Annotated in this window: 20 protein-coding genes and 1 pseudogene; 13 read left to right on the top strand and 8 right to left on the bottom strand. The window is 51.1% G+C overall.

All coding sequences use genetic code 11. From position 1 onward, the window contains the following. The first annotated feature begins 20 nt into the window (after window positions 1-20). Entirely contained in the window at window positions 21-938 is a 918-nt protein-coding gene (locus tag CFI03_RS15255; protein ID WP_248757862.1) for a proline dehydrogenase family protein, read from the top strand. A 394-nt stretch (window positions 939-1332) separates the two neighbouring features. Here CFI03_RS15255 and CFI03_RS15250 read toward each other — a convergent pair whose 3' ends face one another. Further along, the gene (locus CFI03_RS15250; protein ID WP_248757861.1) at window positions 1333-2442 is read right to left on the bottom strand and encodes a M24 family metallopeptidase; all 1110 of its coding nucleotides are present in this window, start codon (window positions 2440-2442) and stop codon (window positions 1333-1335) included. 181 nt (window positions 2443-2623) lie between these two features. Here CFI03_RS15250 and CFI03_RS15245 point away from each other — a divergent pair, with 181 nt between their 5' ends. The 3 genes from CFI03_RS15245 to CFI03_RS15235 all read left to right on the top strand — a co-directional run bounded on the left by CFI03_RS15245 (window position 2624) and on the right by CFI03_RS15235 (window position 4726). Beyond that, window positions 2624-3856 (top strand): aminopeptidase, encoded by a 1233-nt coding sequence (locus CFI03_RS15245; RefSeq protein WP_127495394.1) that lies wholly within the window; start codon window positions 2624-2626, stop codon window positions 3854-3856. 472 nt (window positions 3857-4328) lie between these two features. After that, the gene (locus CFI03_RS15240; protein WP_164775479.1) at window positions 4329-4505 is read left to right on the top strand and encodes a hypothetical protein; all 177 of its coding nucleotides are present in this window, start codon (window positions 4329-4331) and stop codon (window positions 4503-4505) included. Between the two features lie 44 nt (window positions 4506-4549). Further along, the gene (locus tag CFI03_RS15235) at window positions 4550-4726 is read left to right on the top strand and encodes a hypothetical protein (protein ID WP_167200763.1); all 177 of its coding nucleotides are present in this window, start codon (window positions 4550-4552) and stop codon (window positions 4724-4726) included. A 38-nt stretch (window positions 4727-4764) separates the two neighbouring features. On the opposite strand, the gene wsfD is transcribed toward CFI03_RS15235, so the two are convergent. Then, entirely contained in the window at window positions 4765-6189 is a 1425-nt protein-coding gene (gene wsfD / locus CFI03_RS15230) for a glycan biosynthesis hexose transferase WsfD (protein WP_248757860.1), read from the bottom strand. Between the two features lie 161 nt (window positions 6190-6350). Then, window positions 6351-6482 (bottom strand): annotated as a pseudogene (locus tag CFI03_RS15225) (DinB family protein); the annotation flags it as partial. Between the two features lie 151 nt (window positions 6483-6633). Between CFI03_RS15225 and CFI03_RS15220 the strand changes: the two are divergent. From CFI03_RS15220 to CFI03_RS15205, 4 genes are all read left to right on the top strand, one after another. Further along, window positions 6634-7308 carry a PspA/IM30 family protein gene (locus tag CFI03_RS15220; protein ID WP_127495396.1) on the top strand — a complete coding sequence of 225 codons (675 nt, stop codon included), beginning with the start codon at window positions 6634-6636 and terminating at the stop codon, window positions 7306-7308. Between the two features lie 115 nt (window positions 7309-7423). Next, the gene (locus CFI03_RS15215; protein WP_127495397.1) at window positions 7424-7825 is read left to right on the top strand and encodes a DUF350 domain-containing protein; all 402 of its coding nucleotides are present in this window, start codon (window positions 7424-7426) and stop codon (window positions 7823-7825) included. 30 nt (window positions 7826-7855) lie between these two features. After that, entirely contained in the window at window positions 7856-8362 is a 507-nt protein-coding gene (locus tag CFI03_RS15210) for a DUF4178 domain-containing protein (protein ID WP_201008341.1), read from the top strand. A 110-nt stretch (window positions 8363-8472) separates the two neighbouring features. Beyond that, window positions 8473-9210 carry a DUF4247 domain-containing protein gene (locus tag CFI03_RS15205; protein ID WP_127495399.1) on the top strand — a complete coding sequence of 246 codons (738 nt, stop codon included), beginning with the start codon at window positions 8473-8475 and terminating at the stop codon, window positions 9208-9210. 90 nt (window positions 9211-9300) lie between these two features. On the opposite strand, the gene CFI03_RS15200 is transcribed toward CFI03_RS15205, so the two are convergent. The 3 genes from CFI03_RS15200 to CFI03_RS15190 all read right to left on the bottom strand — a co-directional run bounded on the left by CFI03_RS15200 (window position 9301) and on the right by CFI03_RS15190 (window position 13067). Then, on the bottom strand, window positions 9301-11007 hold the full coding sequence (locus tag CFI03_RS15200) for an extracellular solute-binding protein (protein ID WP_201008339.1): 1707 nt from the start codon (window positions 11005-11007) through the stop codon (window positions 9301-9303). A gap of 65 nt (window positions 11008-11072) precedes the next feature. Beyond that, complete coding sequence (locus tag CFI03_RS15195) at window positions 11073-11987, bottom strand: carbohydrate ABC transporter permease (RefSeq protein WP_201008338.1); 915 nt, start codon at window positions 11985-11987, stop codon at window positions 11073-11075. A gap of 126 nt (window positions 11988-12113) precedes the next feature. Further along, window positions 12114-13067: an ABC transporter permease gene (locus CFI03_RS15190; RefSeq protein ID WP_127495402.1), complete on the bottom strand. Its 954-nt coding sequence runs from the start codon at window positions 13065-13067 to the stop codon at window positions 12114-12116. 478 nt (window positions 13068-13545) lie between these two features. Between CFI03_RS15190 and CFI03_RS15185 the strand changes: the two genes are divergently transcribed. The 3 genes from CFI03_RS15185 to argS all read left to right on the top strand — a co-directional run bounded on the left by CFI03_RS15185 (window position 13546) and on the right by argS (window position 16908). Continuing rightward, the gene (locus tag CFI03_RS15185; RefSeq protein ID WP_127495403.1) at window positions 13546-14499 is read left to right on the top strand and encodes an L-lactate dehydrogenase; all 954 of its coding nucleotides are present in this window, start codon (window positions 13546-13548) and stop codon (window positions 14497-14499) included. Window positions 14500-14548: 49 nt separating this feature from the next. After that, window positions 14549-14872: a thioredoxin family protein gene (locus CFI03_RS15180; protein ID WP_248757859.1), complete on the top strand. Its 324-nt coding sequence runs from the start codon at window positions 14549-14551 to the stop codon at window positions 14870-14872. Window positions 14873-15213: 341 nt separating this feature from the next. Beyond that, window positions 15214-16908 carry an arginine--tRNA ligase gene (argS, locus tag CFI03_RS15175; protein ID WP_248757858.1) on the top strand — a complete coding sequence of 565 codons (1695 nt, stop codon included), beginning with the start codon at window positions 15214-15216 and terminating at the stop codon, window positions 16906-16908. A gap of 51 nt (window positions 16909-16959) precedes the next feature. On the opposite strand, the gene CFI03_RS15170 is transcribed toward argS, so the two are convergent. Beyond that, window positions 16960-17448, bottom strand: coding sequence for an NUDIX domain-containing protein (locus tag CFI03_RS15170; RefSeq protein ID WP_248757857.1), 489 nt, complete (start codon window positions 17446-17448; stop codon window positions 16960-16962). A 142-nt stretch (window positions 17449-17590) separates the two neighbouring features. Here CFI03_RS15170 and CFI03_RS15165 point away from each other — a divergent pair, with 142 nt between their 5' ends. Then, window positions 17591-19063 (top strand): hypothetical protein, encoded by a 1473-nt coding sequence (locus CFI03_RS15165; protein WP_248757856.1) that lies wholly within the window; start codon window positions 17591-17593, stop codon window positions 19061-19063. Window positions 19064-19173: 110 nt separating this feature from the next. Here CFI03_RS15165 and CFI03_RS15160 read toward each other — a convergent pair whose 3' ends face one another. Beyond that, window positions 19174-19452: a hypothetical protein gene (locus CFI03_RS15160; protein ID WP_041613660.1), complete on the bottom strand. Its 279-nt coding sequence runs from the start codon at window positions 19450-19452 to the stop codon at window positions 19174-19176. 183 nt (window positions 19453-19635) lie between these two features. Here CFI03_RS15160 and CFI03_RS15155 point away from each other — a divergent pair, with 183 nt between their 5' ends. After that, a complete protein-coding gene (locus tag CFI03_RS15155; RefSeq protein ID WP_248757855.1) occupies window positions 19636-20643 on the top strand; it encodes an LLM class flavin-dependent oxidoreductase in 1008 nt (335 codons plus the stop codon). Window positions 20644-20822 lie beyond the last annotated feature (179 nt).

Genomic DNA, 20822 nt, shown 5'->3' with positions numbered 1-20822 from the left:
TTAGAAAGGAGCGATAGACAATGGGTGCAGGCCTTTACCGCCGAACACTGCTAGGCATCACCGGCAACAAGCTTGTGGAGCATCTGTCCGTCCGCTACGGCCGCAAGCTCGCTTCCAAATTCATCGCCGGCGACAATCTGGAAGAAGCGATGGATCGAACGGAGGAGCTCAACAGTCAGGGCATTATGGTGACGCTGGACCATCTTGGAGAAGGGATCAAGGACTTGAAGGAAGCCGAGGTCTACAGGGATGAGTACTTAAAGATTGTCCGCGAGATCGCGAGGCGCAAAGTGAATGCCAACGTCTCGCTCAAGCCGACCCAATTCGGTCTTGCGCTGGATAAGGAGCAATGCCACTCCAATATCCGGGCGGTTGTGTCGGAGGCGAAGTACAGCCGGATTTTCGTCCGGCTCGATATGGAGGATACGCCGTATACGCAGGCGACCATCGATCTGGTGCGGAGGCTTCATGCCGGCTGGATGACCAATGTCGGCACCGTCATTCAAGCGTATTTGCACCGGTCCGAAGAGGATGTAAAGGCGCTGAGCAAGGAAAAGGTTAATCTGCGGCTGGTGAAAGGGGCTTACAAAGAGCCCCCGGAGGTGGCGTACCAGAATGCGGGGCAAGTGCTCGGCAACTTCAAAAAGCTCATCGAGCATCGCCTGAAGAACGGAGTATATACCGCCGTTGCCTCGCATGACGATAAGGTCATCAACTTCACCAAGGCTTTCGCCGAGGCGAACAATATCTCGAAGGATGCCTTCGAGTTCCAGATGCTCTACGGCCTTCGCATGGGCAAGCAAGCCGAGCTAGCCCAAGAAGGCTACCGCGTCCGCTGCTACGTGCCGTACGGCACGATGTGGTACCCGTACTACACCCGCCGTTTGGCCGAGAAGCCGGCGAACCTGGTGTTGGTTTTGAGGAATATGTTTAAGTAACTTGCCTCCCGCATCCGCCACGCCTTGCAAATTTGCACAAAAAGAAATCCCTGAGGGTACGCAGGGATTTCTTTTTGCCGGCTATATGGGCCGAGGATGCAAGGACGCAATTGGCTGCAGGCAGACCTGAAGTCCACACCCCACCCCGCTAACGAAACGTAGTATCGTTATTTCCGACAAAACGGCCGTTTTCCAAAGCTAACGAAACCTGGTATCGCTATTAGACCATTTTCTAGCCGAATGTGGCTGATTCGCCCCAAATAACGTTACAGAGTTTCGTTAGAAATCGCAGCGGCCCCAAATACGCCAAATAAGGTGTTGTAGTTCCGTTAGCGCCGGGTAGCGCCGACGAAAGAGGCCACGCCCGAAGGCGCCCCCCCGTCACGCGGCTCTACTAGTTACCCAGCAAAATCAACTCTTTCGGATAGCTGGTCAGCACGCGGACGGAACCGTTCGCTTGAATGTACACGTCGTCCTCAATCCGGACGCCGCCGATCACCGGATCATAGATGCCCGGTTCAATCGTAAACAGCAGACCCGGCTCGATAATCGATTGGTTCTGCCCCGAAACGGAGGGCTGCTCATGCACATCCATGCCAAAGCCATGGCCGAGACGATGCGTGAACAGCGGCCCAAAGCCCTTCTGCTCAATGACGTCGCGGGCCGCTTTATCCACGGAAGCCAGCGTTACGCCGGCTTTTGCCGCGGCGATTCCCGCCATGTTAGCCGCAAGCACCGTATCATAGATGGCGCGCTGCTCTTTGGAAGCCTCCCCCATCACAAACGTTCTCGTAATGTCGGAGCAATAGCCGCCGGCCTGAACGCCGATATCGATCAACACAAAGTCGCCATGCTTGATCGTGTCGTAGCCCGGCGTGCCATGCGGCAGCGCGGAACGGGCGCCGGTCAGCACGATGGATTCAAACGCCGGACGGTCCGCGCCAAGCTTGCGCATCTGATACTCGATCTCTGCCGTCAGCTCAAGCTCCGTCATGCCGATTTTGGCATGGGAAGCGGCATGCGCCACAACCTTTTCCACCATTAGAACGGCATTCTGCACCTTGCTGATTTCTTCCTCGCTTTTTTTCGTGCGCAGGGACAGAATAAAGCCTTCGAGATCAACAAAACGCGCGCCGCCTAAAGCATCCTGAATCCGCTCAGCCTTGGCGATCGAGACCGCTTCCTTCTCAATGCCCGCTGCTGCAACACCCGACGCCGTATGCTGTTTCAGCACCTCGTAGGCATTCTGCGTATCCGAGATTGGCACAAGCTTGCCGTTCCCACCAAACGGCTCCGCCGCCGACAGGTCGAGAAGCGGCATGTACAGCGTCTCCTCCCCCGTCCTCGCATCCAATGCCAACGCTAGGAACCGCTCATGCGGATTGCAGGAAAAGCCCGTAAAATAATATACATTCGTCGGAGACGTAATAAAGGCGATATCGATGCCGTTCTCTTTCAAATAAGCAGCCAGCTGCCCTTTTCTCTGTTGCCAAATGGATTCCATGCATATTCACTCCGTTTCTCAGTAAAAGCTTTCCCTGCTATTATAACGCCGTCTCGCGCGGTAACCAAACCATTCTGCCTCTCCTCTACCATTTTGAAATTCCTCGAAAATAAGTTCATACTATAGCTATAGGGTCCACAGGAAACTATACATAACGTTAACGAGAGAGGAATGAAGCCCCGTGCTGACTTTTGAGCAAAAATTAAACAACTATGCGGACATCATCGTGAAAATCGGAGCGAACATACAACAAGGGCAAACGGTTATGGTTAATGCGACAATTGACGCGCCAGAGCTCGTTCGACTCGTCGTGAAAAAAGCGTATGAAGCCGGTGCCTACCAAGTGAAGGTATTCTGGCATGACGACGCCGTATCTCGCATTCATTATGATCTTGCTTCGCTTGAATCGTTCCTGGAGGAGCCGAAATGGTCCGCCGGCGAAAAGCTCGAGATGGCGGAAAAAGGTGCTGCCTCCATTACGATCGGATCCGCCGATCCCGATCTGCTCCGCGGAGTATCGCAGGAAAAAATCCGCAACGCGGACCGTACGGCGCGCAAAGCTAACGAGAAATACCGTCAAATGTCCCAGGCTTTCAAATTTACCTGGTCGCTGGCAACAGCCCCTTCCGCCGCATGGGCAGCCAAGGTCTTCCCGGATCTTCCGCAGGAAGAGCAAGTCGCAAAGCTGTGGGATACGATCTTCCAAATGGTGCGTGCCGACCAGCCGGATCCAATCGCCGCTTGGGAAGCGCATATTAAACAGCTGAAATCCAAGGCGCAATATTTGAACGATAAAGCCTATAAATATTTGCATTACGTTGCCCCTGGCACCGACCTGACGCTTGAAATGCCCAAAGATCAAATCTGGCTTGGCGGCAGCAAGCAAAATGAACAAGGCACCTGGTTCGTTCCGAACCTGCCAACCGAAGAAGTCTACTCGGCACCGCTTCGTACCGGCGTAAACGGAACCATCTCCAGCACGAAGCCGCTCAGCTATAATGGCAATATCGTCGACAACTTCTCGTTCACCTTCGAGAACGGCCGCGTAGTCGATTTCAAGGCGGAGCAAGGCGAAGAAGCCATTAAAGGCCTGCTCGATACCGACGACGCAGCGAAGTTCCTCGGCGAAGTTGCCCTAGTGCCGCATACCTCGCCCATTTCGGATTCGAATATTTTGTTCTATAAAACAATCTTCGACGAAAATGCTTCCTGCCACTTGGCTCTGGGCAGCGCCTACGCGTCCTGCATCAAGGGCGGCGCCGGCCTGTCGCGCGAGGAGCTGCTCGAAAGAGGGCTGAACCAAAGCATGGCGCATACCGACTTCATGGTAGGCTCCGCCGAGCTCAACCTCTACGGCATCACCGAAGACGGAACCCGCGAGCCTATCTTGGTTAACGGCAACTGGGCGTTTTAATCGATAATGATCCTGCCGATAAAACATCTCCTTCCAGTTGCTGTTGAAATCGTGATATTCGAATAAATTGTCTAAGGTTTTATCACGATTTCAAAGGCAAGCGTTACACTCTTCCAGGAGATGTTTTCTCTTCGGATCCTATCGATTATTTTTTTGAGACAAAAGGAGTGGAACTAGGCTTAAAGCCGGTTCCACTCTTTTTTTGTCCCCCACACCGATTGATAGGTGGAGAAGGAATAGTATCTCATGGAGGAGTGTTAGCGCTTGCCTTTGTTACTCTTGATATTACCGATAAAACTTCAATCAGAATATCAAGATAACAACAGCAACCGGAAGGAGATACTTTCCTGCGTAACCAGATCAATCCCCCATCTCGATACTTTCCTGCGCAACCCTCATCAATATATTAGCCGCGACCGAATCTACCTATCAATCATAGACTATACCAGTCTATCAGGAGGAGGCTCCCCCCTTGATTCATCAAAACGTGAAGTCCTACCGCTACCGCGTCGGCCGCAACAACTACATCGTTATTAATATTTATCAGACGGCCAAGGCATCGGCCGAAGCCGGCAACGTGCTCGCGAGCAACGCCGTTAACGTGCAAATTATGAAGCAGCTGGCGAAGCAAAAGAAACGCAAACGTTAATCCGCCTCTACAGTCGTCCAAGCAATGGCGAGGAGGTGATTCGAATGGGTCGTAAAAGAACGAAATCCGCTGACAAGAACATTGTCAAATGGAGCAAAGGCACAACAAACGTCCGCGTCGGCCAATCGGCGAACGCAACGATTAACCAAGGCGGCAACGCGTTTGCCATTAACGCTACCGAGATTGGCGTCGTCCGTATCCGTCCCGGCGCGCAAGGCTAATCAGGTCCAAAAGAAAGCAGGGCTGTTTCGCGTGGAGGTCAAGCTCCGCGCGGCAGCCCTGCTTTTTTCACGATGATCCGCACGACATACAGCACGCTAACGACCATCATCATATCGAAGCAGACGTTAAACAGGAACAAATGCTTGCCGAGATCCGCCTCCCCGTCGCCAACAAGGGGTACGGTAAAGCCACACATCCCGACAAGCGCAAGAACAAACAAAGCCTCCACATACAGCCGCTGCTGCACCGATCTCCCCCGCCTCGCATACTCCACGGCAAGCACGGCCAGATAAGCCGCGGCAAATGCCGCAGTAAACCAAAGTTTGTTCGGAATAACCTTCAGCTTAAACGTACTCCAGGTGCTATAAGCGTAGCTGACCGCCCCGTAAGGCTTGCCCGCCTCCTTCTCGTAGCTTCCCAGATACAAAGGCCGGATACTCATTCCGTTCTTCGCAGCTCGCTCCAGCTTCTGCAGGAATCTGTCCGGATGTTTCGCGTAATAAAGCAGCACATCCTTATGGCTGATCCCCTCAAGCGCCGCAAGAATGCGGGGGTCGTCCTGCTTGATTACCGTATCCTTCTGAAAAAAATTCGTTCCGGCATTCACCTTGAATTCCTCCGGCAAACCCAGCTCCCTGAGATCAGCTGCCGGGTCCGGAGAGTCCTTGAGTACACCAAAGAACACCGTTTGATACAGGTTAATATGCTTCAGTCCGCTTGGAGCAGCGGCATACATTGTAACGGTAGCAAGCAGCAGCACAGCTGACCAGATTCCGACCGTCCATCGCCATGCCCGGTCGGCACGCAGCTTCCAGTAACGCAAGCCCAGCAGCAGAAGCAAGAGCCCGATTGGGGCGTTTTGCAGCTTGGTGCCGACAAGACAAACCGCCGACAAATAAAAGGCCGTCAGAAGCCAGACCGAAGGCTTGTCCGAATGCGGCAAAGCAAGCGCCAATCCGAACGTAAGCAGCATAAAGATGACGGTGACCGCTTCGCCGAAAAACGAGTTGAAATAAGCGACGTATCCGATATCCAGAAATACAAGCGCCAAGCTTGCGATAAGCACGGTATTAAAGACGATCGAACGCTGCTTATTGAATTTAACGATGACAAACAAGGCCGCGGCATACAGCACGGAATACAGCAGCGATAGGATCCGGATGTCAAACGTCTGCGAGTTGACCGCTCTGCCGATTATTCCCGCAATAAAAACGGGGATGATCTGGGAGGAAATATATCTATCCGCCGAGAACGGCCCGTAATGATACAACCTATGAAAATATCCGAAATACTTGTCCCGGTAAGATTCGCCGGGATCGGCGAAGGCGATACCGCCTGCCAGCATCATGCGGTAAAAGTCGCCATTATTCGCAACCCCGACGGGGCTGAAAAATAATAGCGGCAACAAGACAGCGGCTGCAACGATAACGGCCAGCCACTCCAAACGAATCCTTATTTTCAAATAGTACCTCCGACAAATCTCAACATTTTTGCATGTATGACCTGACTTCCGGACTAGGACTTTATGTGGACATCCTCTGTTGTGGATATGTTATTAACTTAATGTAAAGGCCCACTATAATTGGGGATTATACATGTTGATAATGTGGATAAGCCTGTGGATTAATTAAATTGCCCGTACAGGAAAAAGATATAATCCGTTGCAATGCCCGGATGCCCCTGTTGTCTTAGTATTGCCGTCACTTTCCCCCGGTGATACGTACCATGGTTAACAACATGCTGAATAATACCCGATACGCTGCCTCAAATGCTCGAACAGCCGTTTGTGAAACCGGGCACCACTTTTTCCCGAACTATCGAAATGAAACCTAATCGAGCGTATAATCGTATGTAGGTGATATAAGCTCCAATATTGAAAATCGAAAATTCCGGGAGGATGTTTAAAATGTCTATTTTCAAACGACTTCGTGACCTTACTTTATCGAATGTGTACGCTCTGATTGAGAAAGCGGAAGATCCGATCAAGCTGACTGACCAATATATCCGTGACATGCAAGAAGATCTCGAGGATGCCGAAAAAGCCGTAGCGGCCCAAATCGCCCTCGAAAAGAAATTCAAGCAGCTATACGAAGAGCAAGCACAGCTCGTGGAAAAACGCGGCGAGCAAGCGCATATCGCGGCTCAAGCTCAGAACATCGACCTTGCCCGCCGTGCGCTGGAAGAGAAAAAATCGGCTGAAGCGAAAGCCGCCGAATACAAAACAAGCTTTGACAACAACAAAGCGATGGCGGATAACCTCCGCGCGAAGCTCGACGAAATGCGCAAACAGCTGACCGAGATGAAAAACAAACGCGAGACGCTTGTTGCCCGCTACCAAGCGGCCAAAGCGCAAGAGCACATCAACAAATCGCTTGCGGGCTTCAGCTCCGATTCCGCTTCCGCAGGCCTGAAGCGCATGGAAGAAAAAATGCTTCAAGCCGAAGCGCGCGCCGAAGCATCGAACGAACTTGCCCAGTCCAAAGGCAAATCACTTGACGACGAGTTTGCGGCTCTTGGCAAGGACAAAGCGGTTGAAGACGAGCTGGCCGCGCTGATGAGACAGTACGAAAAGAAGGAATAGCTCCTGCTCGCATGGAATAAAATGGACTGACGCAAACATGTCCGCCGGCGCCATAGCTTAACGGCAGCGCCGGCGGATTTTGCGGTTCTATTACTTTATTGGGGGAAAGATGGTCATGACTTGGACGGATTTGCTTCAAATTCCGGTGTGGACAGGCGCTGGGGCGCTGCTGCTTTTTATCCTCATGTATTTAGACTCATTGTCCACGAAATACCATGATTTTAAGGAAATGAAAGATGGTAATATGGCTGTAGCGGTCCGCTTCGTCATGAAGCTGGGCGCACAGGCCTACATCCTTGCATCGTCGATCGGACAGGCAACTTACATGTGGGAAGCTCTTGTGATCTCGCTTGTATCGTTTATCACCCTGCTGATTGTCGAAGCGATTTTCCGGATTATATTTGGTGCCATTGCCGGCATTCAGCTGGACAAAGGCATTCACGAGGGCAAGGTCGGCTACGCGTTAATCGCCGGGTCCCTTCACATTGCGGGTGCGCTGATTATTGCTTCGGTCTAACAGAACGATCGTACGAAGGAGTAAACCTAGATGAGCATTTTTAAACGGATTAAAAATATTATGGCAAAGCCTGAGCCGGTGAAAGCGGAGAAAAGCATCTTGTCTCTTGCTCCCGGCGATGTATGCGAAGTTTCCCTGGTCACGTATCAAGTAACCGGCAGCAGCCGGAACCGCAGCCGCAACGCGGTTGTGCTGACGCTGCAGGACGGCAGCGACATCCGCTATCTCTCGATTGAAGAACGCGAAAGAACCGTTTTCGCGCTGTACGAGCAAATCGACGGAAGACTGGATACGTTTGACGAAGTACCGACTACCCTTGAGCTGGATGACCGGGCTTATCACATGGAAGAGAACTTCTCGGGTATGATCGCGGCCAACGGCAAAACGCCGTTTATGCAAGGCGGCGAGCAATACGTATGGCAGTATCAGTCCGACGATATGAAGCTGCTCCGCGTGGAATGGCTGGACGGACGCTTCATGCTGTATGTCGGCGAATCCGTGCTGCCCGCGGATGTCCGCGTGATCCGGGGCGCATAGGGCGAAGCTATCTTTAAGATTAAGCTTTCGAAGCAAGAATTGCTTCGCAATTCTTTAAGTTTATGCTTTCGAAGTAAGAATTGCTTCGCAATTCTTTTAGGAGGAGCAAGATGAAGAAGTGGTGGCTTCATAGCATCAAAATTATTCTATTACTCAGCCTCGTCATTCCCATGCTTGCGGCCTGCGCCATCTCCGACACCGTAAAGGAGAAGTACCCGCTTGAATCGGTGAACGGTTCGGGCAGCCAGACGTCTTACGTCTACCGGGCTGCGGACCAGACCGTTCCGGAGGTCGCCAAGCAGCTTGTCGATAAGAAGAAGCCGGAGCAGCAGTCTGCGGAAAGTACCGAGAGGATGTTCCTTGTCTACAGCGATGAGGTCATCCAGATCCAGCAGGCTCCCGATGATCCTTCGGACTCCCTGATCGAGATCGACTCCAAGGAATACGTACGCAACAACTACAGCAGCAGCTTCCTGGAGGGCTACCTGCTCGCCAGCGTGCTGAGCGATCTGTTCGATAACGGCAGGTACGGTCACGGCAATTACCGCGGTTACTCCCAGAAGGATGTCTACAAACCGAAGACCACTTACCATACGCCAACCGATCAGGATCTGAAAAAAGCACCGCCAATGACGGTGAACCGTACCGGATCCATCTTAAAACGTTCGAAGAACGCCGACTCCACTGCGGTCGGATCAGGCAGCAGCAGCTCCACCGGCAAGACCGGCAAGGTCATTACCGGCGGCTCGTCATCAAGCTCATCGAAGAAGAGCTCGGTCTTCACCAAGCCGAAAAAATCGGCGCCGAAGATTCGGATGGGCTCCGGCCGCGTTTCGCGGCGACGGTGACGATGCGCATGCTTACTGTGAATGGAGCAATAAACACAAATAAACCGCCCGGGCGACCGGGCGGTTTATTTGTGTTAGTCCTATTTTATCTTAGAAGCCAATGTCATTCCGTTCCGCGGCTTTTTGAGCGACAAACTCGGTCATTTCCTCGACACCGGCATCCTTGAATTTGTCTTGGGCTTTGTGAAGGATTTTCAAAGCTTCATCATCCGATTTCGCGAAGTAGGCTTTCTGCAATTCCGCGTTAAAATCAAAGCTGCCTACCTTGTCGCGATATTGCTGATATTTCGGCCATTCTCTTTCAAGATAAGAGGCGCTTACTTTATCAATGATTTTAATCGGCATTTTCGCCGAGAAGCTTTCCTCCAGCTTATCCCATTGCGTTTTTTGATCATCCGTTTTCGGCCATGTCACCGTATCGGAGAATGCGCCAGTGAATCTGCCCGGCAGGAAGCTAAGTCCTTCGTCGCGCTTCAAGTCCGGATTGTCGTCAAATTTCTTTTTCACGTCCGGAATCCATTGCGGTCTTCCGTCCACCATCGTGTAATCCTTGCCTTCAATACCCCAGTACGCAAGCAGACGGCCTTCGTCGCTGTTTACGAAATCAATATAACGCAGTGCCGCATCCGGGTCTTTGATCTTCGCGCTCAAGAAGATCGCAGGGAATCCGGAACGTCCTGGCTTCTCAACCTGCGTAGCGATTTCGCCATTTTTATTCTTCATTGGACCAAGCAGCTCGTATTGCATTTCCGGATTCGTCTTATACAACGTTTTGGACAGATCGCCAAGCATAGGCTGAGCTCCGAATACGGCAAGCTTGCCGGTAGTCAGCTTCTCCATCGCTGTCGTGTCGGTGTTGCTGAATGCTTCGGGATCGAACAGTCCGCCCTGGATCAACTTGCGCAAATACATCATTTTGTCTTCTTCGTCTTTGGATAAAGCCCAGAAGGTCAGCTTGCCGTTTTCCTCGCGGAAGTCCGAAATATTGTAACCCGTCCAGCCCTTCGTGAATTGGCTGGAATCCCAACCGTTGTGCAGCGTTCCGGCAGGGATAACCGGCTTGCCGCTAATATCTTTGAAATTGCCGTTTTTGATCTTCTCCAGCAAGTCGTACAGCTTATCCTGCGTATCGATATCCGCCGCATTTACATTCAGCGCCTTCAAAATATCGCCGCGGGCATAAAGGCCGTAATTCCAGTTATGAATGCTTTCGATCGAACCGTCCGGCGTCTCCGTCGGAATGATATATTGCTTGCCCTTCAGATCAGGGCTATTCATGTCAAACTCGGCAAAGTCCTTCGCTATGCCAGTCGTGACCAGTCTCTTAATATTCGGATATTTATCGAGATAAGGCGTTAAGTCAAGAAGCTGACCTTCCAGAGCGGCTTTTTTGATAACTTGGCCTTCACCGCCGGTTGTCGACCAGTACGGAGCGTTTACGATATCCGGAACCGTGCCGGAAGCGAACATGGTATTCAGCTTCTCGACTTCACTTGTCGTGATGGATTCCATCTTGAGCGTGACGCCAGTCTTGTCTCTAATCGCTTTTGCTACCGGATTGTTCTCTTGATCTTGCGGGAAACCCGCTCCGCCGCCATTCCAGGCGCTCAGGAACGTTAACGTGACCTGCTTTGGTGCATCCGCTTCTTTTTGCCCCGTATTCGTTGCATTGCCTGCAGACGCAGATGCATCTGGTTCGTTGTTCCCCCCGTTATCGCTGCACGCCGTCATCGACAATGCAAGAAGCGGGATCGCGGCAGCCAGGCCAAGAGAACCTTTTAATCTGGTTTTACGCATTTGACAAGCCCCTCTCATTTTTTAATTGTATATATAAAAGGCAATGCCTCTTATACCCCTCGCGACTACTCTTTGAGCGAACCTACCAGCACACCCTTTACGAAGAACCGTTGAAGGAACGGATACACGCAAAGGATCGGAGTGGTAATGATGATGACGAACGTCATTCGGAGCGCTTCCGGCGTTACGCCCCGCAGCTCCATTTGGGATTGGCTCATGTTTTGGATGGACGATCCGCCGCTTGAACCCGTCATGGTCTGGAAGGACGCTTCGCTTATCATTTTGTTCAGGAACGTCGCCGCAGGCTGAAGGTTTTCTTTCGAGATGAAGAACTGCCCGGTAAACCAGTCGTTCCACACGCCAACCCCTACAAACAAAGCTATGGTTGCGAGTACCGGCATGGAAAGCGGGAGAATGATGCGGGCAAACACCTGTAGTTCGCTTGCCCCGTCGATTCGGGCCGACTCCGACAAGCTGGGAGGGATCCCGTCAAAAAACGTCTTCATGACAATCGCGTTAAAAAAGTCGTACAGCACGGGCAGCACCAGCACCCAATACGTATCGATAATATGAATTTGCCGGTACAAGATGAAGGTCGGAATCAATCCGCCGCTGAACAAGGTCGTAAAGAAGAAGAAAAAGACGATGTATTTCCTTCCCGGCAGACCTTTTCGCGAAAGGCCGTAAGCGAGCAAAGAAGTCAGCATGACGGAACATAAGGTAACGATTAAAGTCCTTGAAACGGAAATCCAAAAGGCATTCAAAACCTGCGGATTATTAAATGCCTTGGCGTAGTTCTCAAGTGTAAAAACGCGAGGGTATAAGTAAATGCCGCCTTTCATGGCGTCGTAGCCGTCATTAAACGAAAGCGCCAAAAAATAAATAAAGGGGTAGAGTGCCGTCAGGCAAAATAGGAGCAAAACGGTATAATTCAAGGTCGAATATATCTTATCGGCTGCCGACATTCTTCTCGTGCCCATTCCCGCACCTCCTAAAATGAATTGTCACCCTAATGGCCGTTCTGGCCATTGTGATGATTCATACTTCGAAAGCATTTACCTAAAATGAATTGTGAAGCAATATATTCATGCAGAGATTGCCTTTCTTCACCATAAAGACACGTCGCTTACTTTCTTGGCTATCTTGTTGACCGTAATGATGAGGATGAGCGAGATGGCCGATTTGAATAAGCCGATCGCCGTGGAATAAGCGAATTGTCCTTGCTGGATACCCGTCTTAAGCACGTAGGTGTCCAATATCTCAGAGACGCTTAAGGTAGCTGGCGTCTGCATTAGCCATATTTGGTCAAACCCGGCATTCAGAATGCCGCTTAGGGAGAAAATCAGCAGAATGCCGATCGTAGGCACCAAGGTTGGCAGCGTGATTTTGAACAGCTTGCTCCAGCGGCCCGCCCCGTCTATTTCCGCGGCTTCATACAAGTGTGGATCAATGTTGGTTAACGCGGCCAAATAAATGATCGATCCCCAGCCGATACCCTTCCAGATGTCGGAGGAAATGACGAGCGGATAAAATAAGGACGGCATTCCCATAAAAAAGATCGAATCGAGCCCCATTTTTTCGCGAATGTCATTCACAAGACCAACGTTGGGAGAAAGAATTTTTTGCATCAGCGTTACGACTACGACCCAGGATACAAAGTGCGGCAGGTAAGAAATCGTTTGGAAGATGCGCTTGATTTTGCTGCGCATCACGGCGTTAAGCATTAAAGCAAGAACTAGCGGTGCCGGGAATCCGAACAGCAGCTTAAGACCGCTGATCGACAGCGTATTTTTGAGGACGGAATAAAAATTGGAATCATTCAAGAACTGCTTGAAAAACCGCAGCCCTTCCCATGGACTTCCCATTATTCCGAGATTGTACTTAAAATCTTTAAATGCGATTAAAACGCCATACATCGGATAATAGCTGAACACCAAATACCAAATAACAGCTGGAAGCATAAACAAGTACGCATGCCTGAAATACCAAACTCTAGACCAAGTCTGGTTCTTTTTTTTGGGTATCGGCATAACTTCGGCTTTTGCCTCATTCACAATCATTGTCTCTTCCACCTCCTAAAATGGATAACACACAATCGCGGAATCGGATAACTCTCCCTCTTAAGGTGAAAGCGGTTTCATATATAATAATATAATATATTTAATATATACAATCAATACGACCAATGAACGAATTTAGGGGGAATTTGGGCAAAAAAGCTTACTTTTCAAACAAAATATAGGTATCTCTTCTTTTTTCTAGCTCGCTTAATTCACATTAATCTATATAATATATTAAATATGTTTGTCGCATCATGTAGGATCATGGAGATTTTAGTCGCATTAACGCTAATCCTCGCTTTCGCCGGCAAGACTTTAGACATAGCCTTACGGCGGAAGCGCCATTCTCACAACCTATGTTCGTCCGCTTATCCGAAGCGTAAGAAAGACAAACATGACCGTAACTTCGCCGTCACATCATTGGTATGCAAGCCCATATACTAGAAGTAACAACACTTGGGTAAGGGGCTGGATGGGCATGAGGAGCAAAGCGCGCAAGATAGCGATCGTCGGGGTTGGCAACGTGGGTTCAAGCTGCGCGTATTCCCTTATCAATCAGTCGATATGCGACGAGATCATGCTAATCGGACGAACTCCTGACAGAGCAGTGGCCCAAGCGCTCGATATGTCGCATGGCATGGAATTTATTCATTCCCGCACTAAGATTTATACCGGTACGTATGAGGATTGCTCAGATATGGACGTCGTTATTTTGTCCGCAGGCGGCTATCCGCCCAAAGGCCAGGACCGGATGGGCATGCTAAGCACGGTCGCAGATATTTATGGCGATATCATTCCGCGGATTATGGGCAGCGGGTTTAACGGTATTTTTCTGGCGGCGGCTAATCCGGTTGACGTGGTTACTTATATCGTATGGAAACTGTCAGGACTACCCCGAAGCCAGGTTATAGGTTCCGGCACATCCATTGACTCCGCCCGGCTCAAAACGCTGCTCTGCGAGCATTTCTCCGTCGACCCGCGCAGCGTGCACGGCTACGTGCTGGGCGAACACGGGGAATCCCAATTCCCGGCGTGGTCGCATGTGACGATTGGCGGCAAGCCGATTCAGGATATTTTGAACCAGCATCCCGTCCGGTTCGGCCATCTCAAGCTGAATGAAATTGCCGAGCAGACCAAGAATGCAGGCTGGGAAATTTACACCCGCATGGGCTCCACCCATTACGGCATCGGCAATGCGCTTGCTTACATTACTCGCTCCGTTCTGTACGATGAACACCGTATCATCGCCGTCTCCTCTATCCTCGAGCAAGAATACAACCAGACGGGCGTTGCGGCAGGCGTTCCCGCCATCATTACCCGCAGCGGCGTCAAAGAAATTATTGAGCTTAATTTGACGCAGGAGGAGGATCGGCGGATGGATTTTTCATGCCGGATCATTCGCGGGGCAATTGAGCAGTTGAAGCTGGGATGATACAATGGAGGACATCATTCAATCTTAGTATACGGGAGATAACCGTCCTATGTCTTTGAACCAGCTAACTGATCAACAGCTGCAGGAAGCAATCGCGAGCGGAGGCTCCGTGCTTGTTCTGTACCGCAGCACCTTCTGCACCCCCTGCCATACGATTGCCGGACAGCTCGAGGCCGCCATCCCTTCTCTTCGCGGCGAAATGACCGTTGCTTCGGTCAATGTCGATCTGTTCCCGCAGACAGCCGCTCCGCTTGAGCTGCGCGCCGTTCCCGCCATGGCCTTGTATAAGGATGGACAACCGATTACGGTGATGCGGACTTTCGTGGCTTGCCAGTCGTTTATTCAAATTCTTAACCATCGCATGAAACAATAGATTGATTATTCAGATAACATCAAGTATGATGGTCGTTATATAACATCGAGGAACGGGACAGTAGCAAAGCCGATGACCATGAGCAGCGAGCCGGGGTGGTGAAAGCCGGCGATGGCACCTTTTGCGAAGAGGACCCAGGAGATGGCTCGCCGAACCTTTATTCAGTAGGCCTGCCCGGTTCAGAACCGTTACAACGGCGAGATGCTTCCAGCAGCGCGATTATTTCACATTTCCGCCTGCCTGCAAGCAACAAGAGTGGCACCGCGGGATGAACCCCCGTCTCTTACGAGACGGGGGTTTTATGTTTTATTTTGACCACCATTTTTCGGGAGGCTTGCCTTATGTTAAAAGAAATGATTGCCGTCAGCCTGGCGGAGCACTGCTCTTTATCCAGCCAGCAAATTGAGGAGCTTCTGGAGTTTCCGCCTAACGAGCAGCTTGGCGACGTTGCTTTCCCCTGCTTTGCCTTGTCGAAGCTGATGAAGCAAAGCCCGGCGCTAATCGCCGGACAACTGGCGGCTTCCCTGCCGGAGAGCAGCCGGTGGACGATATCCGCTGCCGGTCCCTACCTGAACTTCAAGTTCAACCGTGCCGCGGTAATCGAACAATTCGCACGGAATGGCGGAGCGCAAATACAGGAGATTGGCGGAGGCAAACGCGTTATTATCGACATGTCCTCCCCCAATATCGCCAAGCCGTTTGGCATCGGGCATCTGCGCTCGACGATGATTGGCAACGCCCTTTACAACCTGCTTCGCAAGGTGGGCTACGATACGGTTAACGTTAATCATCTAGGCGACTGGGGAACCCAATTCGGCAAAATGATTACGGCTTACCTGAAATGGGGAGCCCCCGCCGGCAAAGCCGAGGACCCGATTAAAGCCTACCTCGAGCTATACGTCCGTTTCCATGAGGAAGCAGAGCTCCAGCCGGAGCTGGAGTCGGAAGCCCGGGAATGGTTCGTCAAGCTGGAGAGCGGCGACCCGGAAGCCAACCGCTATTGGCGAATGTTTATCGAGGATAGTCTAGCCGCCTTCAACAAGCTGTACGACCGCCTCGGCGTAGCTTTCGACCATTACCTTGGCGAAAGCTTCTATAACGACAAGATGGATGCGGTAGTCGATCAACTGACCCGTCAAGGCTTGCTCCAGGAGAGCGATGGCGCGTTAGTTGTGCGGCTGGATGAAGAAGGACTTCCGCCTTGCATCATCAAAAAATCCGACGGCTCCTCGATCTACGCCACGCGCGATCTAGCCACCGCGATCTACCGGCACGATCAGATGTTGGGCAATGAGCTGCTGTATGTGGTTGGCGCGGAGCAATCCTTGCATTTCCGCCAGTTATTCCTGGTGCTCGAGCGGATGGGCTTCGATTGGGCGAAAGATTGCAAGCATATCCCGTTTGGCCTGATGCTGATGGACGGGCAAAAAATGTCTACCCGCAGAGGAAAGGTTATCTTTCTGGAGGATGTTCTGGATGAAGCGGCAGCTCATGCTCTTCGCATTATCGAGGACAAGAACCCTGCTCTCGCCGGTAAAGCCGAGGTTGCGGAAGCCGTTGGCGTCGGCGCCGTTATCTTTGGCGACTTGCTCCACTCGCGGCTCCATGAAGTAAACTTCTCGCTCGAGGACGTCGTTAACTTTGAAGGCGAGACGGGGCCTTACGTGCAATATACTTACGCGAGAACGCAAAGCTTGCTTCGCAAGGCGGGCAGCAGCGCTCCTGTAGAACCCGGTGGATATACGGATGCTGCCGATTACCGCTATACCGAAAGCGACCCATCCTGGCAGCTGGCGAAGGCCTTGATGCGCTATCCGGATGCGCTTGCGCAAGCCGCGCAGCGTTATGAGCCTTCCGTTGCCGCCCGTTATCTGATCGAGCTCGCCCAGATGTTTAACCGGTTCTATCACCACGAGAAGATCATTACCGGCAATACAGCCGAACAAGCCGCGAAGCTGGCGCTTGTCCGCATGACGGCCGAAACTCTCGAAGACGGATTAAAGCTGCTGGGAGTCAAAGCGCTGAAGGAAATGTGATGCGCAAAGGGGCAGCCGCTTATTGATTGAGGACTGCCCCTTCACTTTTGATCATAGCTTGCTCTGCTTGCTTTGCTGGATCTCGTGTTCCTCCACATAATTGCGGTAAGCCTCTCCACGGCAATAATGGATGATATCCTCTTGAATCTCCGGATACAGCATAATGGCAGGCAGCTCCGAAATCGGGATCCATTTGACCCCGATCTGGGTGGGATCAGGAGTATCGGGGAATTGGGGTGATGAACCTTTTTTCAGCTTGCATGCAAAAGTAACCCCTACCGAATGCGTATCGCCGTAAATACAGTTATTTTTCGCCGGCTGATATTCATAGACAAACGCTACGGGACCTACTTCCACCTCAACGCAAGCTTCCTCCATAGCTTCCCGCTTCGCGGCTTCCACGAGCGTTTCCCCGGGTTCAACGCCGCCCGCCGGCAGGTTATAATGCACGCCGTCGTCATGATCGTTCTTGAACTCGATCAATAGAATCGCGTCATTCTCCACAATTAATGCGCATGCCCGAAGACGAATTTTCTCCAAGGTATCCCCTGCCTTCGATTATTATTGTTCCAGTGCCTCATATTCTTTTCCTCAATCGCAACTTTCCTTGTTTTTCCAAAGTATATAGTTATAGGTTTATACAGCGGATCATAAGACGGATTGAAAGCGGGGTGTACGCATATTGAAATGGAAATTAGCTTGGAAAATAGCTGCCGGCATTCTCGCCGCAGTTATCCTTTTTACCGCGGTGCAGCTAATCCAGCTCTACCATAACCGCAGCTCTGCGGTATATCAGCGGATTATTAACCAAGACGGGTACAGTCTCTCGTTGGTTAAGGAAGGCGTCGCGGTAGAGTTTTTTCTAAAGCCGGAATGGATTCCGAAGGAAATTGGCGAAACCAAGCTTAATCTTGTTGTAGCAAAGAAATTTGATTCGGATATTGTGTTGGAGAAGGTTAGCAAACGCGAAAAGGATTTGTACATCCAGCTAAATGTTGTTCCGCATCCGAACCCGAAATCCGGGCAGATTCTAAATATCGCGCTAATTACCAAGGACAGCTTCATCAATACAAACGGCCCGGAGTGGATAATTACCGATGCAACCGGGAAAGACGTGCTCGGAGGAACTTACGGAGGCGGCGAAGGTCCAGGAAATGCTATATCCATTGATATTCCTGACACGCAGCTCGCAAAGTTTGCTCAAGGGGTTCATGTCCGGTTCTCGGGATTCTATTTATACGGGTATACGAAGCTGGACCAATCGATCATTTCAATTTGGCTGTCTGCCCTAATCCCTCTCCTTGTTATTGCCTGCCTGATTATGCTTTACCGCAGACGCTCGGAACCGGAGAAAAACTTGGGCTGGAAGCTGATCGGTCATATGCTGCTTGGCGGATTTACCTTTACATTGAACGGATTGCGGCTGCCGCTGGGGTTCGTAGTTTACCTGCTATTTTTCCGGAAGCCAAGACCCAATCTCTCGGTTAAGGATAAGGCGGCTCTGCTTGGTTTAGCTATGTATGTTCTGCAAATCGTTACGCCTCCTGTCGTGCATCATTTCGATTCCGCACCTAAACAGAACATTTTGCATCATGTATCAGTCGAACAGCTTGGAGTGGATGGCTTGTTGAAGATGGTAATCGCCCGCGCGCCGGTAAGCAATCAGGCCCGAATTGAGAGCTTTGAAACCGTGTTGGACGAAAATGGCGAAGTGAAGGAGCTAGTGTTCCAATTCGTTGATTCTGTTGCAAATGGCCGCTATACCCACATAAGCGCTGTCTACCATGCTTCAGAACAATCCATTACGCTGAAGCGCAGCATATCGGATGGATGGCTGAAATTTCCACAAACCGTCCTGGCAGATAACTTCATCAATAGGGTTCAGGAGCTTGAATTGTTGAAGCTGAAACCCGCAGGCGGCGATCACCGCTATGTAAAGCTTGAGTTGGATCCGTTATTCGCGAGTTATGCGATGAAGAATGAGTCAAACTTTGGCGTTAATGAAAAAGGCGTCTACCCTATTGGAGATAATCAGCTTCCGGTGACGGCAACCCGCCTGATCGTATGTGCGCCGCAGTCTCTAGATAGAATGTCCGTGTGCGAGGACCAGATCAATTATTACTTTAACATCGTGGAAGGAGGAGCATTAGAATGAATATCGTTTAGTAATCGGCAAAACGACAAACGGCTTCTGCCCAGGTGAATCGCCGTCCTTGAGGACAATGGTTCACACTGGCAGAAGCCGTTTCATCATTTTTAGAAAGCTTAAGCTCTCATGGAAGCAGGAATAAAATCATGCTCATTCACTTGACGGTCGAACAGCTCTGCATTTTTCTCAAAGCAGCCGCAGTAGTAGTCTTTCATGCACAGCGGGCATGGAACGTTGAGCAGACGCGTTACGCCTGTCAGATGCCACTCTGGCTTGTTGCTGTAGAAAAGTCTTGCTCTGGAGCCGTCGGCAAGCGTCATAATGTACTGGAATAAACCGGATTTCAGGTCTTTGTCCGCTAAGGTTACGCTCTTAATTTGAAGTTTCGAATTCAAGATCTTCACCCTTACTATTCGTATTCAAGCTTGTGTAATAATACCCTTTATAGCGCCTGAAGTCAATATTTGCGGCACGGGATGCGGCCCTGACGCCTACTGTACTTATTTTTGTAACAGTTCGCGAATTAGGGTATAATCAAGGTTGCACATACTTACATGCACAGGAGGTGCACCGCACTCATGATCAAACTGGGTATTCTCGACCAGTCACATATTAACGAAGGACAGAATGCAGCTTCCACGCTGGCGGACACGACCCGTCTGGCACAAGAAGCGGAAAGACTGGGATACGGCCGTTACTGGATCTCCGAGCATCATGCCGGTAAAATGCTATCCTTCTCCAGCCCGGAAATTCTGATCGCCCATCTGGCCGCGGCAACCTCGCGCATCCGCGTAGGCTCCGGCGGCATCATGCTGCCGCATTACAGCTCCTACAAGGTTGCCGAGAACTTCAAGCTGCTCGAAGCTCTTCATCCTGGCCGAATCGATGTTGGCCTTGGCCGTGCCCCCGGCGGCATGCCAACAGCGACCCGTGCGCTTCAGGAAAACAAGTTTGTGGATATTAACAAGTATCCACAGCAAATTATCGATTTAATCGGTTACCTCCGGGGAAAAATGCCGGAAGGCCATCCTTTTGCCGGATTGCATGCCGCTCCTTCCATCGAGCAGGTACCAGAGGTCTGGCTGCTTGGCTCGAGCTACGAGAGCGCCCGGATTGCCGCGCAGCTTGGAACGAACTACGCGTTTGCGCAGTTTTTCGGTACGCCGGGCGGCGAGACCGCGATGAAGCATTACCATGAGAATTTCGAGCCGTCCGTGCTGTACGACAGGCCGCATTCGATGATCGCCGTTCTGGCCATTTGCGCGGATACGGAGGAAGAGGCTAACGAGCTTGCGCTCAGCACGGATCTATTCTTCCTTCTGCTGGAGAACGGCATCGACCAGCTCAGCTTCCCATCCGTAAAGACGGCTTACGATTATCCGTATACGGAGTCCGACCTGTACCGGATTAACCGGGCTCGCGAGCGGAGAGTTATCGGCACGCCGGAACAGGTCAAAGCCGGCATACTGAAGATGGCCGAGCAATACCAAGCGGATGAAGTACTTGTCATGAGCTCGATCCACAACTTCGAAGCTCGCAAGAAGTCGTACCGATTGATTGCCGAGGCGTTTGAGCTGCAGGGATAAAGCCCTTTCGAAAGGACACTTGGCGCCCCCCACTTTTGCTGCGGTCCATTGGATTTTGTCCAATAAAATAACCAGAAAAAGAGGCGAATTGAGGCTACGTTGGATTCCATCCAGCGTAATGCGCTCTATTCGCCTCTTTGCTTCAAAATTGGACTTAAACTAAAAAGTAGACACTTCGT

Origin of the sequence: Paenibacillus sp. ATY16 (assembly GCF_003399985.2) — a bacterium.
GTDB lineage: Bacteria > Bacillota > Bacilli > Paenibacillales > Paenibacillaceae > Pristimantibacillus > Pristimantibacillus glycanilyticus.
Note: the sequence above shows the minus strand (reverse complement) of the source record. Positions and strands in the feature narration are given on the sequence as shown.

What these genes read in the sequence shown, in the direction of transcription:
- CFI03_RS15220 (WP_127495396.1), top strand. Translation starts at nt 6,634, where the DNA reads ATGTCTATTTTCAAACGACTTCGTGACCTTACTTTATCGAATGTGTAC.
- CFI03_RS15235 (WP_167200763.1), top strand. Translation starts at nt 4,550, where the DNA reads ATGGGTCGTAAAAGAACGAAATCCGCTGACAAGAACATTGTCAAATGG.
- CFI03_RS15250 (WP_248757861.1), bottom strand. Translation starts at nt 2,442, where the DNA reads ATGGAATCCATTTGGCAACAGAGAAAAGGGCAGCTGGCTGCTTATTTG.
- CFI03_RS15155 (WP_248757855.1), top strand. Translation starts at nt 19,636, where the DNA reads ATGATCAAACTGGGTATTCTCGACCAGTCACATATTAACGAAGGACAG.
- CFI03_RS15185 (WP_127495403.1), top strand. Translation starts at nt 13,546, where the DNA reads ATGAGGAGCAAAGCGCGCAAGATAGCGATCGTCGGGGTTGGCAACGTG.
- CFI03_RS15210 (WP_201008341.1), top strand. Translation starts at nt 7,856, where the DNA reads ATGAGCATTTTTAAACGGATTAAAAATATTATGGCAAAGCCTGAGCCG.
- CFI03_RS15190 (WP_127495402.1), bottom strand. Translation starts at nt 13,067, where the DNA reads ATGATTGTGAATGAGGCAAAAGCCGAAGTTATGCCGATACCCAAAAAA.
- argS (WP_248757858.1), top strand. Translation starts at nt 15,214, where the DNA reads ATGTTAAAAGAAATGATTGCCGTCAGCCTGGCGGAGCACTGCTCTTTA.
- CFI03_RS15195 (WP_201008338.1), bottom strand. Translation starts at nt 11,987, where the DNA reads ATGGGCACGAGAAGAATGTCGGCAGCCGATAAGATATATTCGACCTTG.
- CFI03_RS15205 (WP_127495399.1), top strand. Translation starts at nt 8,473, where the DNA reads ATGAAGAAGTGGTGGCTTCATAGCATCAAAATTATTCTATTACTCAGC.
- CFI03_RS15200 (WP_201008339.1), bottom strand. Translation starts at nt 11,007, where the DNA reads ATGCGTAAAACCAGATTAAAAGGTTCTCTTGGCCTGGCTGCCGCGATC.
- CFI03_RS15180 (WP_248757859.1), top strand. Translation starts at nt 14,549, where the DNA reads ATGTCTTTGAACCAGCTAACTGATCAACAGCTGCAGGAAGCAATCGCG.
- CFI03_RS15255 (WP_248757862.1), top strand. Translation starts at nt 21, where the DNA reads ATGGGTGCAGGCCTTTACCGCCGAACACTGCTAGGCATCACCGGCAAC.
- CFI03_RS15215 (WP_127495397.1), top strand. Translation starts at nt 7,424, where the DNA reads ATGACTTGGACGGATTTGCTTCAAATTCCGGTGTGGACAGGCGCTGGG.